13 protein-coding genes are annotated in these 15,348 nt (G+C 46.1%); 9 read left to right on the forward strand and 4 right to left on the reverse strand.

Annotated features, from left to right (window positions below; translation table 11 throughout):
- Positions 1 to 144 precede the first annotated feature (144 nt).
- The 6 genes from NKU06_RS01030 (at position 145) to NKU06_RS01055 (ending at position 5,561) form a co-directional block, all read left to right on the forward strand.
- A complete protein-coding gene (locus NKU06_RS01030; protein ID WP_254731683.1) occupies positions 145 to 861 on the forward strand; it encodes a TetR family transcriptional regulator in 717 nt (238 codons plus the stop codon).
- A gap of 281 nt (positions 862 to 1,142) precedes the next feature.
- On the forward strand, positions 1,143 to 1,970 hold the full coding sequence (locus tag NKU06_RS01035; protein ID WP_371928028.1) for an exodeoxyribonuclease III: 828 nt from the start codon (positions 1,143 to 1,145) through the stop codon (positions 1,968 to 1,970).
- A gap of 310 nt (positions 1,971 to 2,280) precedes the next feature.
- Positions 2,281 to 3,237, forward strand: a complete 957-nt coding sequence (locus NKU06_RS01040) for a glutamate/aspartate ABC transporter substrate-binding protein (RefSeq protein ID WP_254731685.1) — start codon at positions 2,281 to 2,283, stop codon at positions 3,235 to 3,237.
- An 82-nt stretch (positions 3,238 to 3,319) separates the two neighbouring features.
- Positions 3,320 to 4,066, forward strand: a complete 747-nt coding sequence (locus NKU06_RS01045; RefSeq protein WP_254731687.1) for an amino acid ABC transporter permease — start codon at positions 3,320 to 3,322, stop codon at positions 4,064 to 4,066.
- The gene (locus NKU06_RS01050) at positions 4,059 to 4,724 is read left to right on the forward strand and encodes an ABC transporter permease subunit (RefSeq protein ID WP_254731689.1); all 666 of its coding nucleotides are present in this window, start codon (positions 4,059 to 4,061) and stop codon (positions 4,722 to 4,724) included. Before NKU06_RS01045 ends, NKU06_RS01050 begins: the two co-directional genes overlap by 8 nt.
- A 108-nt stretch (positions 4,725 to 4,832) precedes the next feature.
- Positions 4,833 to 5,561, forward strand: a complete 729-nt coding sequence (locus NKU06_RS01055) for an amino acid ABC transporter ATP-binding protein (protein ID WP_253224597.1) — start codon at positions 4,833 to 4,835, stop codon at positions 5,559 to 5,561.
- 109 nt (positions 5,562 to 5,670) lie between these two features.
- Here the strand turns inward: NKU06_RS01055 and thiI are convergent, their stop codons facing one another.
- The 4 genes from thiI to mtgA all read right to left on the reverse strand — a co-directional run bounded on the left by thiI (position 5,671) and on the right by mtgA (position 10,885).
- Positions 5,671 to 7,122, reverse strand: a complete 1,452-nt coding sequence (gene thiI / locus NKU06_RS01060) for a tRNA uracil 4-sulfurtransferase ThiI (protein WP_254731691.1) — start codon at positions 7,120 to 7,122, stop codon at positions 5,671 to 5,673.
- Positions 7,123 to 7,303: 181 nt separating this feature from the next.
- Positions 7,304 to 7,792 carry a YchJ family protein gene (locus NKU06_RS01065; protein ID WP_254731693.1) on the reverse strand — a complete coding sequence of 163 codons (489 nt, stop codon included), beginning with the start codon at positions 7,790 to 7,792 and terminating at the stop codon, positions 7,304 to 7,306.
- A complete protein-coding gene (gene ppk1, locus NKU06_RS01070) occupies positions 7,789 to 9,972 on the reverse strand; it encodes a polyphosphate kinase 1 (RefSeq protein WP_371928029.1) in 2,184 nt (727 codons plus the stop codon). Before ppk1 ends, NKU06_RS01065 begins: the two co-directional genes overlap by 4 nt.
- A gap of 232 nt (positions 9,973 to 10,204) precedes the next feature.
- Positions 10,205 to 10,885 carry a monofunctional biosynthetic peptidoglycan transglycosylase gene (mtgA, locus tag NKU06_RS01075; RefSeq protein WP_254731697.1) on the reverse strand — a complete coding sequence of 227 codons (681 nt, stop codon included), beginning with the start codon at positions 10,883 to 10,885 and terminating at the stop codon, positions 10,205 to 10,207.
- Between the two features lie 123 nt (positions 10,886 to 11,008).
- On the opposite strand from mtgA, the gene NKU06_RS01080 reads away from it, so the two are divergent.
- From NKU06_RS01080 to NKU06_RS01090, 3 genes are all read left to right on the forward strand, one after another.
- Positions 11,009 to 11,389, forward strand: coding sequence for a hypothetical protein (locus tag NKU06_RS01080; protein ID WP_254731699.1), 381 nt, complete (start codon positions 11,009 to 11,011; stop codon positions 11,387 to 11,389).
- Between the two features lie 666 nt (positions 11,390 to 12,055).
- Positions 12,056 to 13,810, forward strand: coding sequence for an L-lactate permease (locus NKU06_RS01085; protein ID WP_254731701.1), 1,755 nt, complete (start codon positions 12,056 to 12,058; stop codon positions 13,808 to 13,810).
- Between the two features lie 251 nt (positions 13,811 to 14,061).
- Positions 14,062 to 15,270, forward strand: coding sequence for an alpha-hydroxy acid oxidase (locus NKU06_RS01090; protein WP_254731703.1), 1,209 nt, complete (start codon positions 14,062 to 14,064; stop codon positions 15,268 to 15,270).
- Positions 15,271 to 15,348 lie beyond the last annotated feature (78 nt).

Consider the following 15,348-nt stretch of genomic DNA (forward strand, 5'->3'; position numbering starts at 1 on the left):
GGATTTTTGTCTTAAAACACAGCTTCATACAATTTTTTGGGAAAATTTTTCGGATATTTTCGCTGAATTATCGCCAAACACTTGCAAGCGCAGATGATTTTAAAGATAATATACAGTCATTCACTCAAATCTTAGGGATAATCCATGAGCGTCGAAAAATCCACCAGTCGTGAACAAAAAAAACGCCAAACCCGCCAAGCTTTTTTTAATGCCGTGCTAGATCTGTGCATGAGCGGTCAGGGCTACAGCTCGATCAGCTTGCGCCAAGTCACGCGTGAAGTGGGTGTCGTGCCGACGGCATTTTATCGACATTTTGATGACATGGAAAGCCTTGGTAAAGCCTTGGTCGAAGATGAGCTTGGCGGTGCGCTTGCCATGTTGCGCGAGCATATGCAGCTTGGGCGTAAGCGCAGCTTTGATCGTCAGATTGCCAAAAGTGTGCAGCTGTTTTTTAAGGCGGTCAATGCTCAGCCACGCTATTGGCAGTTCATCGCATCCGAACGCTTTGGCGGCTCTGAAGCGGTGCGCCGTGCTATCAGTGAGCAGATTGCCACTTTTGCCAAGATCATGAGCGAAGACCTTGGCATGCAGCCTGCCTTTGAGCATATTTGTGCCGAAGATCGTTATTTGCTTGCCGAAACTGGCGTAAATTTGTCTTTTTCTTGGATTATCGATTGGCTGGATTTGACTTATATGCCTGAATTTTTGGACGAAGAAGACCGTCCAAGTAAAGAAGAGCTAGAATCTAAGAAACAAACCATGCTTCACCGCTGCACTCGCCAAATGCAAATGGTGCTGTACGGCGCGTACAACTGGAAATCCAGCGAAGAAACCTTACTGGATGAACAAATCCAAAACTGACCTTCCAAGCTTTAGGGCAAGTGTTCGCCCTTTTTTATTAAATATTATTAAAATTTGTTATTATGATTGTAAAATCCATTTTAAATAAACCCAAATCTATTTTAAATTCCAAAACCGCCGAGACTGCTGCACAAAGCCCCAAAACAACAAAATCTGCAACGACCAAAAAAACAGAAAAACCCACCGCCATCAAGCCCAAACGCGTGGCAAAATCCGCCACCATAGGCGCGCCCAAAGCATCAGGCGAAAAGCCAAGCTTTGATGTCAAGCCTAACGATGTCGTGCCATCCAAAGCCATCTATGATAACCCTGCCAAAGTACTGCGCGTGGTGTCGATCAATGTCAATGGCTTGCGTTCTGCCGAGAAAAAAGGCTTTTTTGAGTGGCTTGACCAATCCGATGCTGATGTTGTCTGCATCCAAGAATCGCGTATCACCCATGAGCAGTGGACAGATAAATTCAAACCCGATGGCTGGCACACCCACCTATTTCCTGCCGAGCGCGCAGGCTATGCAGGTACGGCGATTTATAGCCGCCTGCCTTTCGTGAGCGTTACAGATGGCTTGGGCTTTGAGCTTGCCGACAGCCAAGGCAGATTCATCACCGCCACTTTTGATTTATCCGCGCATGGGATTGACACGCCCGTTCACATCGCATCGCTGTATCTGCCATCAGGCTCATCAGGCGACGATGCCCAAGCGCGCAAAGATCACTTCTTAGAAGAGTATCGCCACATTCTAAAAGCATGGCGTGACGCGCACAAATCCATCATCGTCTGCGGCGATTATAACATTGTGCATAAGCGCATCGACATCAAAAACTGGTCAGGCAACCAAAAAGCTTCAGGCTGTCTGCCGCATGAGCGCGCATGGCTTGATCACATCTATGATGAGCTTGGCTATGTCGATACTTTTCGCGTGGTGCGCCATGATGCCGACATCTATTCATGGTGGTCAAATCGCGGTCAAGCGCGTGCTAAGAATGTTGGCTGGCGGATTGATTATCAAGCCTGCTCACCTGATTGGAAAGAGCGCACCATCGGCGCTTGGGTGTATAAAGATCAATGGTTCAGCGATCATGCTCCAGTGATTATTGATTATCAATTGTAAATTTATTATACAATTTACTGATAAAATAGCGAATTTTTTATCATTATCTTAACAAATTTAAGTTAGTTTTAATAAATTTACATTTTATAAAATCCATCGAATGCGGTGGATTTTTTTGTGCCAATCAGTAAATTGTTTCAAAAATGTTACAAAAAAGTTGTCTATATTACTTGTCTTAGCTATTGCATTCACTCAAAAATTACATTATTGTAATGCTTAAGGAAATTTTTTACCCTTGGTATGCCGCAATGTGTACGCTGATCATATTGCGTGTTTGCATATCCCACCGTCAGTTATAAGGATATTATCCATGTTTCAATTAAAATCTCTTTCTACGGGTCTAGCGATGGTTGCCGCTGTTGGTCTGAGTGCCTGTTCAAAACCTGCCGAACAAGCCGCTCAAGGTGCGGATGCCGCCCCAGCTGCCGCTGCCACCCAAAGCACTTTGGAAAAAATCAAGCAATCAGGTACGATTGTACTAGCGCATCGCGACTCATCTATCCCATTTTCTTATATCGCGGATAATCCAAACCAACCTGTCGGCTATGCGCACGACCTACAGCTAAAAGTCGTGGAAGCGGTCAAAGAAAAGCTACAAATGCCTGATCTGAAAGTCCGCTACAACCTAGTGACTTCACAAACGCGCATTCCATTGGTGCAAAATGGTACTGTTGATCTTGAGTGCGGCTCAACCACCAACAACGCCGAGCGCGCACAACAAGTGGATTTCTCAGTAGGTTTCTTTGAAATCGGTACGCGTCTATTGACCGCAACTGATTCTGGTATCAGCAGCTTTGAAGATCTTAAAGATCAAACCCTGGTCACCACCGCAGGTACGACTTCTGAGCGTTATATCCGTCAATTCAACGATGAGAAAAAGCTGAATATCAACATCATCTCAGCCAAAGACCACGGCGAAGCGTTCTTGATGCTTGAAAATGGTCGCGCCAAAGCCTTTATGATGGACGATGTCCTACTAGCGGGCGAAAAAGCCAAAGCCAAAGATCCTGCAAAATGGCACATCGTTGGTGAGCCACAATCATTTGAAATCTATGGCTGTATGGTTCGTAAAGGCGATGCTGAATTCAAGGGTTTGGTTGATGACACCCTAAAAGCAGTGTACAGCTCAGGCGAGATCAACAGCATCTATGACAAGTGGTTCACTCAACCGATCCCACCGAAGAATGTCAATATGCAGTTCCCGATGTCGGACAACCTAAAAGCACTGCTTGCTGCACCACACGATCAGCCAGCACCTGCGCAATAATCCCTACCCAATCTACACCAAATCAGCACCCATTTGCGGTGCTGATTTTGGGTTTGTGTTATCTTTTTAAGGGGTAATTTTTGTGAATTATCAATGGAATTGGAATGTACTTTGGCAATCGACTGGGATTGGCAATGAGCTGTATTGGCATTGGCTGGTCACGGGTTTTAAATGGCTATTGATCATCGGCACGAGTGCGTGGATCATCGCCATGGTGATTGGTACAGTGCTTGGCATCATGCGTACACTACCGAGCAAAACAGCGCAGACCATTGCCAAAGTATATGTCGATTTTTTCCGCAATGTGCCGCTTTTGGTGCAGTTATTCTTTTGGTTCTATGTCATGCCAAATCTGCTGACCGAAGGGTTTCGCACCTTTTGGTATGGGCTTGAACCAAACACATCAGCCGCCATCTCTGCTGCCATCGGTCTGGGGCTATTCACCGCTGCTCGTATCATCGAGCAGGTGCGTACAGGCATTCAGTCTTTGCCAAAAGGTCAAGCCAATGCCGCTGCCGCCCTTGGCTTTAGCACCGCGCAGTCTTATCGCTATGTGATTTTGCCACAGGCGTTTCGCGTGATTTTACCACCGCTAAGCTCAGAGCTGACCAACTGTTTTAAAAACGCATCGATCGCATCACTTGTGGGCGTGACCGAGCTGATCAGCCAAACCAAAACCATCAGCGAATACACCCAAAACAGCTTTGAAGTTTACACCTTTGCCACTGTGATTTATTTGGCATTCAACCTAACGCTCATCTACGGCATGATCGCCCTTGAGAAAAAACTAAGAATCAAAGGTCAAATCGATGGGGGTAGCCATGCTTAATGAATTACAAACCGCCATGCCAATTTTGCTGTCGGGCATCGCCATCACCTTTAAGGTACTGATTTTGGCGGTGATTGGCGGCTTGACACTCGGCACGATTCTTGCTTTGATGCGCTTATCGGGCAAATCATGGCTTGCCATTCCTGCCAAGATTTATGTCAATTACTTCCGCTCTGTGCCGCTGCTATTGGTGCTTTTGTGGTTTTATTTTGCCGTACCGATGATGTACAGCATGGTGACCGGCAATTATCTGACCATTGACGCAAAATTCGTCAGCTGTACGATTGCCTTTATCATGTTTGAAGCGGCGTACTTTGCCGAGATCGTCCGCGCAGGCATTCAGTCGATTGGCAAAGGTCAAATCAACGCCGCCAAAGCCCTTGGTATGACTTATTCTCAGACCATGCGCTTGGTGATTTTGCCACAAGCATTTCGCAAGATGCTGCCACTGGTACTGCAACAATCGATCATTTTATTCCAAGATACGACGCTGGTATTTGCCGTCGGTCTGGTCGATCTGTTCCGTGCGGCATATGTACGCGGCGAGCTGATGGGCTATTTAGAATATTACATCCTTGGTGCAGGTGCGGTGTACTTCATCATCAGTCTAATCGCATCCAAAGGCGTGGCACGACTACAAAAGAATTTACGAGTTTAAATAGATTGAGAGCTACTTATGGCAATCCAAACACAAATTGACGCAAGCACTTATATCAACGAATTTGGCGGCTTGGTCACGGACAATGGGCATAATTCTGATGAGATCATGATTAAGCTTAGCAATGTCACTAAGCGCTATGGCGATTTTCAGGTTCTAACCGACTGCACCGCCCATGTGCATAAAGGCGATGTGACTGTCGTCTGCGGTCCATCAGGCTCGGGCAAATCAACGCTGATTAAGACCATCAACGGACTTGAGCCATTCCAAGGCGGTCAAATTCTCGTCGATGGCATCAGCGTCGGCGACAAGAACACCGACCTGCCTAGGCTTCGCAGTCGTGTCGGCATGGTGTTTCAGCATTTTGAGCTGTTTCCGCATCTATCGATCATTGACAATCTGACCATCGCACAGATGAAAGTACTGGGTCGCGGCAAAGATGAAGCCACCAAAAAAGGCATGGGCTACCTTGACCGCGTAGGCTTGGCTGCACACGCCAAAAAATTCCCTGCTGAGATGTCAGGTGGTCAGCAGCAGCGTGTCGCCATCGCGCGCGCCCTGTCGATGGATCCGATCGCCATGCTGTTCGACGAGCCGACTTCTGCACTTGACCCTGAGATGATCCAAGAAGTACTAGAAGTCATGGTGGATTTGGCACGCGAAGGCATGACGATGATGTGCGTGACGCACGAGATGGGCTTTGCGCGTCAAGTGGCAAGCCGCATCATCTTTATGGATCAAGGGCATATCGTAGAAAACTGCAGCAAAGATGAGTTTTTCCAAAACGCCAAATCAGACCGCGCGCAGTCGTTCTTGAGTAAGATTTTAAATCATTGATTTGTTTAAAATCTTACAAAAAAAATCAGCATCCAAATTTGGGTTGGGTGCTGATTTTTTGTTTATAGATTTGCTTGATATGCTATTTTCACAAGCTTTAATCGCTGCCCTACTTTTTAATCTTCAGCACTTTGACATTATCAAAACCATCTGCCATCAGCTGCCCTGCCTGTAGGCGGCTCATCACCCCTTGCTGGCAGTACAACAGATAAGTTTTACTCTGATCTAATGCACCAAACTGGCTGCGAAGTTTATAAAACGGTAGCTCAAGCACTTGGCAAGCTTCATCAAGCACAAGCGGCAACTCATCAATCTCATCACTGCTGCGGATATCAATCACCACTTCACCTGCTACTGCCATCTCGACCACATCAGGCAGCTTAATCTCATCACTCACCGCAAGGCTTCTGATGTCCACCACCTTGGCAGTCTCAATAGCGGTATCTAACACGCCAAAATCAAACTCACTTTCGGTGGCGATGATTTTTGATTCCACTGCCTTGACCGTTGGCGATTTTGAAATCACACCACAGAATTCAGGCATGGATTTGGCGATCTCGAAAGTGCCTATTTGTTCGGTAATCTTAACAATCTGCTCTTTATCATGAGTAATCAACGGGCGCAATACCAAGCGTGTCGCTGCCTTATCAATCATATGAAGATTGGTCAAAGTTTGGCTTGCCACCTGTCCCAATGCTTCGCCTGTGACGATGGCTTCAATACCCATACGCTCAGCGATTTGGCTTGCGGCACGCACCATCATGCGCTTTAGGACCACACCCATTTGCCCATCATCAATACTGCGCAAAATCTCAGCCACCACCGTCTCAAAATCCACCGTGACAAATTTCACCTTGTGCGATGATGAATAGCGTGACCACAGATGATACGCCATTTGCTTGACGCCGATCTCATGCGCCTGACCACCAAGATTAAAAAAACAATAATGCACACGGCTACCGCGACGCATGAAAGCAAAACTTGAGACACTCGAGTCAAAGCCCCCAGAAATCAAGGATAGCACATCTTCTTGGGTGCTCATCGGATAGCCACCCAAGCCTTCATGTCGCGCTTTTACCAGCATCATTTTGTCATTTTCAATCTCGATACGCACGACGACATCGGGGTCTTTGAGCTTGACTTTGGCTGATTCTATGTGCTGATTTAGCCCACCGCCGACATATTGCATCACCTGCATCGAGTCAAAATCCTGCGTGCCGCGGCGTTTGACACGCACACAAAAAGTCTTATCAATCAGCTTATCTTGATATTCCGCTAAGGTCTGTAGAAAAATATCGTGCAAATCCGTATAAGGCGTCTCATCAACTTCCAGATAATGATGAATGCCAGAAATCCGCGCCAACGCGTCTTTTAACGCATGGCGTTTGGACTCATCATTGCTGCGCACTTCGATGAAATCCCAATGACGCACCACGACCACAGTCTCATCAATTCTGTGTAGAATTTCTTTAATATTACTGGTAAGGACTTTCACGAACCGCTTGCGGACGGTTTCGCTTTTCATGATGATTTCGGGAAATAGTTTGATGATGAATTTCATAAAAAATACGCACAAGTGAAAAGTTGTGCGTATTTTACAATATTTTCTCTAGAATTTGTGATGTTTCAGCATGGTTGTATAAAAACAAAAGATCAAAGATAGTACAAGCAGCACAACGCTGTATTATTTTAAATTTATAAACCATACTTTGGCAAAATGCCCAAGTCATAAGCTTATCCAGTTATAAAAACTTCCCGCAGCAAGCCTTGAACTTCTCGCCACTGCCGCACAGACACGGCTGCTTATTGGTCAGATCGCACGGCACGGTCGGATCAAGAAAATACCAACGCGCCACGCCCGCATCATCTGCCACACGGACAAAGGCGGATAATTCATCATGCTCGCCTGCCTGCCCATCATGGATAAATTTGGCAATAAAATGCACTTGCGCGTGGCGTCTGCCAATCTTTGACTGATGGCTTTTGATGGTCAAATCCGTCCAAGTCATCTCATCTGCCCAAGCTTGTAAGGCATTGCGATCAAGCAGCGGAGCTTGAGCGGGCAATGTGGTAGCGATGATATAATCAATATTCCCCACCACAAAAGCACTGTAGCGTGAACGCATGAGCACTTCGGCGCTCTCAGCCACTTTGCCAAGATGATACACCTGACAGCAATCAGCAAACGCACGCCCTGAGCCACATGGGCAAGCACCAGTCACACCATTCATCCTGTGATCTTCTCAAGCAAGGTCATCTGCGCATCATGCCCATTCATTACCGCCAGTGAATGCCACTCGCCCGTGCCGGTCAGCTGCCACGCCTGCACGGTATCTTGCAGATAATTGATCAAACCATCTTGATAGATCAGCTTAAATAATTTCTTATCAAGAATTGGGAATGCTACTTCCACGCGGTGCAACAGATTGCGATCCATCAAATCGGCACTTGAGCAGTACAAGCGTTCTTTGCCGCCATTTTCGACATCATTGCCAAAATAATACACGCGCGTATGCTCCAAGAACCGCCCCACCACCGAGCGCACGCGGATATTCTCAGATAAGCCCGCCACCTGCGGACGCAAGCAGCAGATCGAGCGGACGATCAAGTCAATCTCCACACCTGCTTGACTGGCTTCATACAGCTTATTAATAATGCGGCGTTCGGTCAAGGCGTTGAATTTCATGATCACGCGGCCTTTTTTGCCCACCTTGGCATGAGCGATCTCATCATCGATAAGCTTCATCAAAGTCTCATGCAAGGTAAATGGCGCGTGCAAAATCTGCTTAGATGGCAATGGTCTGCCCATGCCTGTCAGCTGCTGAAACACGCCTGCAACATCTTCACAGACTTCAGAATTGGCGGTGAATAGTCCATAGTCGGTATAAGCTTTGGCATTGCCTGCGTGGTAGTTGCCCGTGCCAAGGTGTGCATAGCGGCGAATTTTGCCATTTTCGCGGCGGACGATCAGCATCATCTTAGCGTGTGTCTTGTAGCCGACGATACCATAGACGACGACCGCGCCTGCTTCTTGTAGCATATTGGCAACCGCGATGTTACTGGCTTCATCAAATCGCGCACGCAGCTCAATCACCGCGGTGACTTCTTTACCATTACGCGCCGCTGCTGCCAGTGCTTGAACAATCTCAGAGTTCACTCCAGAGCGATAGATGGTCTGCTTGATGGCAAGTACATTCGGATCTTTTGCCGCTTGCCACAGCAGATTCACCACAGGACTAAAGGCATGAAACGGATGATGCACCAATACATCTTGCTTGGCAATGGCGGTGAACATCGAGCCTGTTTCATTCATATCAATCTCACGAAACGCCTTTGGAATCGCTGGGGTAAATGGCGCGAATTTTAATTCTGGACGACTAAAATCCGTCAAAAGTCGCGTCAAATTCACCGGCCCATTGACACGATACAACTGCGAATCTGACAGCTCGAACTCTTCTAACAAAAAGTCGCTGATCTCTTGTGGGCAGTTGGTGGTGACTTCTAGGCGCACTTCATGACCGAAGCGGCGATTATCAAGCTCACCTTCTAATGCCTTAGCAATATCATCAACATCATCTGCCAGTGCAAGATCAGCATTTCGCGTCAAGCGGAACTGATAGCATCCTGTGACTTTCATACCAAGGAACAGCTCTCCGACATTTTCATGAATCACTGCCGAGAGCATGACATGATGCTCTTTACCATCAGTCAGCTCATCAGGCAGACGGATCACGCGCGGCAATGAACGCGGCGCAGGAACGATGGCGCGGTTAATATCGCGACCAAAGGCATCTTTACCTTCTAGGCTGACGATAAAGCACAAGGATTTATTGACAAGGCGTGGAAATGGATGCGCAGGATCGATACTGATCGGCGTCAGAACAGGCATTACTTGGCTTAAGAAATACTCACGCACCCACGCACGCTGTTCATCATCAAGCTCATCGCGCTTAAGATAACGAATCTCATATTTGGCAAGCTCAGGCAAAATATCTTCGTTCAAAATACGATACTGCTCATCGACCGCTGCGTGCGCAATGTCGCTGATCTCTTCGAGCAGCTCGCTTGGCTTACGGCCATCTAGGCTGCTGACTTTATCGCCTTGCTTGAATTTTTGTAATAATCCTGCGACGCGAATCTCAAAAAACTCATCCAAATTCGATGAAAAAATCGTCAAAAAGAACATCCGCTCAAGCAGTGGATGATGCGGATTGACCGCTTGTGCCAGTACACGCAGCTGAAAGCGCAGCGCCGATAAATCGCGATTGAAATAGCATTCAGGGGTGAATTGTCCATCTTGATCAACCACCGCAGAAAGCGTGGTCAAATCAGATACAGACGCGGTCTGTGTGGTCGTGTCGGTTGCGTCCATCAGCGCATCCATCGGCTCGGCGTGTGAAGTGGTGTGCATAGCTTTATCCCTAATGTCCTGAATGAAAATTTTGGCTTGAGCGATCGCCATCGCTAGTGGCGATAATCGTAAAATTGTGCGATGTTTCATAAATCAGCTATTGATAATCTGCATCAAAAAAATGCATCCCTTTAGATAGTTTACTGGATTTATACAGGCAGTTCAATGATCATCACTGATATAAATTTGCTAATAATATCATCACCTTATGACAGTTTGATGACAAATACTCTTAAGATGCATTGGGTAAAATCGCACCATTCATCCGCCGCATGATGATACGCTGTTTATTCTTTAGGCGTTTTGCGCCCAGTCGTTTGCCATAATATTTTGGGTTGGGTAAAAGACTGATCAGTAGCGCCGCTTGATCGCGATTGAGTTTACTGGCAGGTTTTTTAAAATAATGCCACGCCGCTGCTTCGATGCCGTAGATACCTTCGCCAAATTCCGCGACATTCAGATACACTTCCAAAATCCGCTGCTTGCTCCACAGCGCTTCCATCATCACCGTGATGATCGCTTCTTCGCCCTTACGGATGTATGAGCGGTGCGATGTCAAAAACAGATTTTTGGCAAGCTGCTGACTGATGGTCGAGCCACCCGCTGAGATCTCACCGTCACTTTGATTGGATTTCATCGCCGCTTGAATGCTCTCAAAATCAAAGCCATTGTGCGTGGCAAATTTCGCATCTTCGCTGACGATCGCTGCCTGCTTGACGCTTTTGGCGATATTGTCATAATCCACCCACGACTGTGTCACGCTACCGCCACCGATGCGATGCCACATCATAAATGCCGAATTGGTCACTGGCGCGACACTACCGACTGCAAGCAACCCTGCTACCATGATATGAAATCCCAAGAATAAGCCAAGCAGCGGCGCCAAAAGCCATTTAAAAATTGATCGAAACACGCTACAATACCCCTAAATTGATCGGATTATTGTACATGATTTGTGCTGATAATAGCGATTTTTTAACCACAAAAATCACAACTTTTTCCACTTTTGTGGAAGAATAACTACAGAAGAATAACGATGATTTCATTAAATAATAAAATTCATTTATCAAATCTAAAAAATAACCGCCATGCAGTCGCAGGATTATCCGCCGATGATTTTACACACTTTCGCCAAGAGCTACTGACCTGCCTACAAGTCGATGATATCCGCGATGACACTTGGTATCTGATCGGCACGGATGGCTGTCATCTGTGCCAAGATGCACAAACTTGGCTTGGCTTTGTGCTAAAAACCGTCACGCCATCGCCAGCCTTGATCCGCCTTGAGATTATGAACACCCAAGATATTACCTTGCTTGACAGCCTTGGCAAATACCTGCCGATTTTGATCACGCCAAATCAGCTATTATGCTACCCATTTTCTGTGATGGATGTGCAGCGTATTTTGATTAAATAATCTAATCTTACTGATAATTTTAATTAATTAAAAAGCATCGATAAACTTCACATCGGTGCTTTTTTATTGGCTAAACTGATCAAAATTTCACCAAATATTTGTCAAATCTCGCCATAACTTTTGGAAATATTATAACAAACTATTTGGAATAAAATGAAATTTGATATCAAAACAACTGTTATAAATTATCAATAATTATCGCCAATTGCTGCGCTAAAGTATGCTAAATTTACATAATGTTGCAAAAATACTGGCTCGTTTACAAAAAGAAACAAATTTGATTATACAAGTTTTTATTTCATAGAAAAATGCCTAAGTCTTGATTTATATGGCTTGGATGGTGATTTTGCATAAAAAAAATACCGATTATTTATATAAAAAATATCAGCTATACAAATTTGGCAGCATTGAAAACTATTCCTTTTTGGTGGGTAAATCGGTAAAATTGCCGACGATTTTTATATCAGTGTACTATCATCACGGTTGATTGGGTTTTCACAGTCGATTTGTTGTACAGATTGCCTGTGAATGTCGATGCCGTGATGATTTTTTATTTTGCAATTTTTATCGACTTTATCAATGCGCCCTGTCGCTATTTGCTTGGCAGAAAAGCCACTGATAAATCTTGAATTATTTTTCGTCTTGTGACGAGTACAAGGAGTGAGTATGTATACATTTTTGGCGATGTTGCCAATCATTATCGTATTCGTGCTACTGGTCGTCATGCGTCTGCCTGCAAAATATGCCATGAGCTTGGCGTATCTTGCGACGGCGGCATTGTCGTATTTTGTGTGGCATACCAGCGGTAATCAAGTCGCTGCTGCAACCATTCACGGTGTCTTGACCGCGGTCAATGTCCTATTCATCGTATTCTCTGCGATTTTGATCCTAAACACACTAAAAGAAAGCGGTGCGATCACTGCTATTCGCCGCGGCTTTATGGACATCTCACCTGACCGCCGCGTACAGATGATCATCGTCGCTTGGCTGTTCGGCTGTCTGATCGAAGGTTCTACCGGCTGGGGTACGCCATCAGCGGTCGCAGCGCCACTACTGCTGGCACTAGGCTTCCCTGCGATGGCGTGTGTGATGGCGGTATTGATTATCCAATCGACGCCGGTATCTTATGGCGCGGTCGGTACGCCACTTCTGATCGGTGTCAATTCAGGTCTTGAGAACAAAGAAGATGTGATGAGTGCATTGGCAGGTATCAATAAGGATCTGCCAGCGTATATCTTTGATATTTCGGGCAATGTCGGTCTGATTCATGGCTTGGTTGGTTTCTTGATTCCGCTAATTCTATGCGGTTTCTTGACTCGCTTTTTTGGCCAAAAGCGTTCATTCACCGAAGGTCTAAAAGCAGCACCATTTGCTATCTTTGCAGGTCTTGCCTTCACTGTGCCTTATGCATTGACCGCTAAATTCATCGGCCCTGAGCTACCGTCAATCGTTGGTTCAATCGTTGGTATGGCATTGGTAATTCCTGCTGCTAAGCGTGGCTTCCTGACACCAAAAGAAACGTTTGACTTCGGTCCTCGTGAATCATGGGATAAAGAGTGGGTCAGTGAGCTTGCTGTAACTAATACTGATGACAAAAATACACCGAATTTCAGTGTACTGCGTGCATTTGCGCCTTACTTGATCATCATCGCGATCTTGATCGTGACTCGTACTGTCAAGCCACTAAAAGCATTCTTGAACTCAGATGCAGTCACCATTGCTTATAGCAATATCCTAGGTACGACCATCACCAACAAGACTCAGCTACTTTACTCTCCAGGTAGTGTACTGCTATTGGTGTCGATCATCTGTATCTTCTTGTTCGGCATGAAAGGCGATATGGTAAAACGCAGCTGGTCAGCATCAGCTAAGACCATGCTTGCTGCAGCGCCTGCACTACTGTTCTCTGTACCGATGGTGCAAGTATTCATCAATTCAGGTTCAGCGCCTGATGCAGCAGTACAGATGCTTGCAATGCCAAAAGTATTGGCAACGGCAGCCGCTGGTGCTTTTGAAGGTATGTGGCCACTTGTATCACCGTGGATCGGTGCATTGGGCGCATTCATCGCAGGCTCAAACACTGTATCGAACATGATGTTCGCCCACTTCCAATGGGGTACAGCAACCCAAATCGGTCTGGATGTAGTCGCTGCAGGTAAAGTCGTCGCTCTACAAGCGGTCGGCGGCGCTGCAGGCAACATGATCTCAGTACACAATGTCGTCGCTGCCTGTGCGGTCGTCGGTCTAGTGAACCGTGAAGGTTATGTCATCCGTAAAACTTTGATTTCTATGACTTATTATGTCGTACAAGCAGGTCTGATCGGTATGGCGCTGATCTTTAGCCCAATGTGGTGGATTGGTGCGGTGGCTTGGCCAATTCTGTTCTTGATCGTCATGAGCAAAACTGGCGAGAAATCATAAGCCTTGTTGCAAACAAGTGGGTTTGGATTTTCAAGCCCACTTTTGCACTTTTAAATTTTCATCTTTTTACCTTTATGATTGATCCATGTTTTCAATTCTTATACGAAATGATTTATAAATCATTGGCGATAATCACAAAAAGCAGGTAAAATACGCAGCTTGCGAATGCGTTTTATTCTGATAATCAATTGAACCAGTTACTTATCACAATAAAATCATCCCGCCCATCTGATTTAAGTTAGAGAATTATTATGGCAGATTTAAGCAAAATCACCGAAATCGAAGACCTGCGCCGTATTGCTGAGCGCAAAGTACCGCGTATGTTCTATGACTATGTGGACTCAGGCTCATGGACGCAGACCACCTATCGCAACAACGAAACCGACTTTGACCGCATCAAGCTGCGTCAGCGCGTACTGGTGGACATGGAAGGTCGCAGCCTAGCCACGAAGATGATCGGCCAGGATGTGTCTATGCCTGTGGCCATCGCACCGACTGGCTTTACAGGCATGATGTGGGCAGATGGTGAAATCCATGCGGCGCGTGCTGCTGAGAAGTTTGGCATTCCATTCTCGCTATCGACGATGTCTATCTGCTCAATCGAAGATGTCGCGGAGAATACTTCTAAGCCGTTTTGGTTCCAGCTGTATGTCATGCGCGACAAAGAATTTATGGAAAACTTGATCAAGCGCGCCAAAGCTGCCAATTGCTCGGCACTTATTTTGACCGCAGATTTGCAAGTTTTGGGTCAGCGTCATAAAGACATCAAAAACGGTCTATCAGCGCCACCTAAGCCAACTCTAAAAAATATCCTAAATCTAATGACCAAGCCTGAATGGTGCTTTAATATGCTTGGCACCAAGCGTCATACCTTCCGCAATATCGCAGGTCATGCTAAGGGTGTTACTGACCTATCAAGCCTATCATCATGGACAGCTGAGCAGTTCGACCCAAGTCTCAACTGGGATGATGTCGCTCGCATCAAAGAACTGTGGGGCGGCCCGCTGATTATCAAAGGCATCATGGAGCCTGAAGATGCTATCCTAGCAGCTCGCTCAGGTGCTGATGCAATGGTCATCTCAAACCACGGTGGCCGTCAGCTGGATGGCGCACCATCATCGATCGCTGCACTGTCTGACTGTGTACAAGCAGCACACGCTGAGAACTCAAACTGTGAAGTATGGCTAGATTCTGGTATTCGCTCAGGTCAAGATGTCCTAAAAGCCATCGCCCTAGGTGCAAAAGGCACAATGATTGGTCGCTCATTCCTGTATGGTCTAGGTGCGTATGGTGAAGACGGTGTCCGCCGTGCACTTGAAATCATCTACAAAGAGTGCGACATCACTATGGCATTCTGTGGTCATACCAACATTCATAATGTCACCGAAGACATCTTTGTCAAAGGCACATATGAACACCTAAAATCAGGCAATCCGCACATCACGCCGATTCGTTGGTAATTGTCATTGACGGCATATAAAAAAAATCAAGCCCAAGTGTTTTGTTTGGGCTTGATTTTTTATATGATTAATAAGCTT

Source organism: Moraxella sp. FZLJ2109, from assembly GCF_024296965.1.
Lineage (GTDB): Bacteria > Pseudomonadota > Gammaproteobacteria > Pseudomonadales > Moraxellaceae > Moraxella.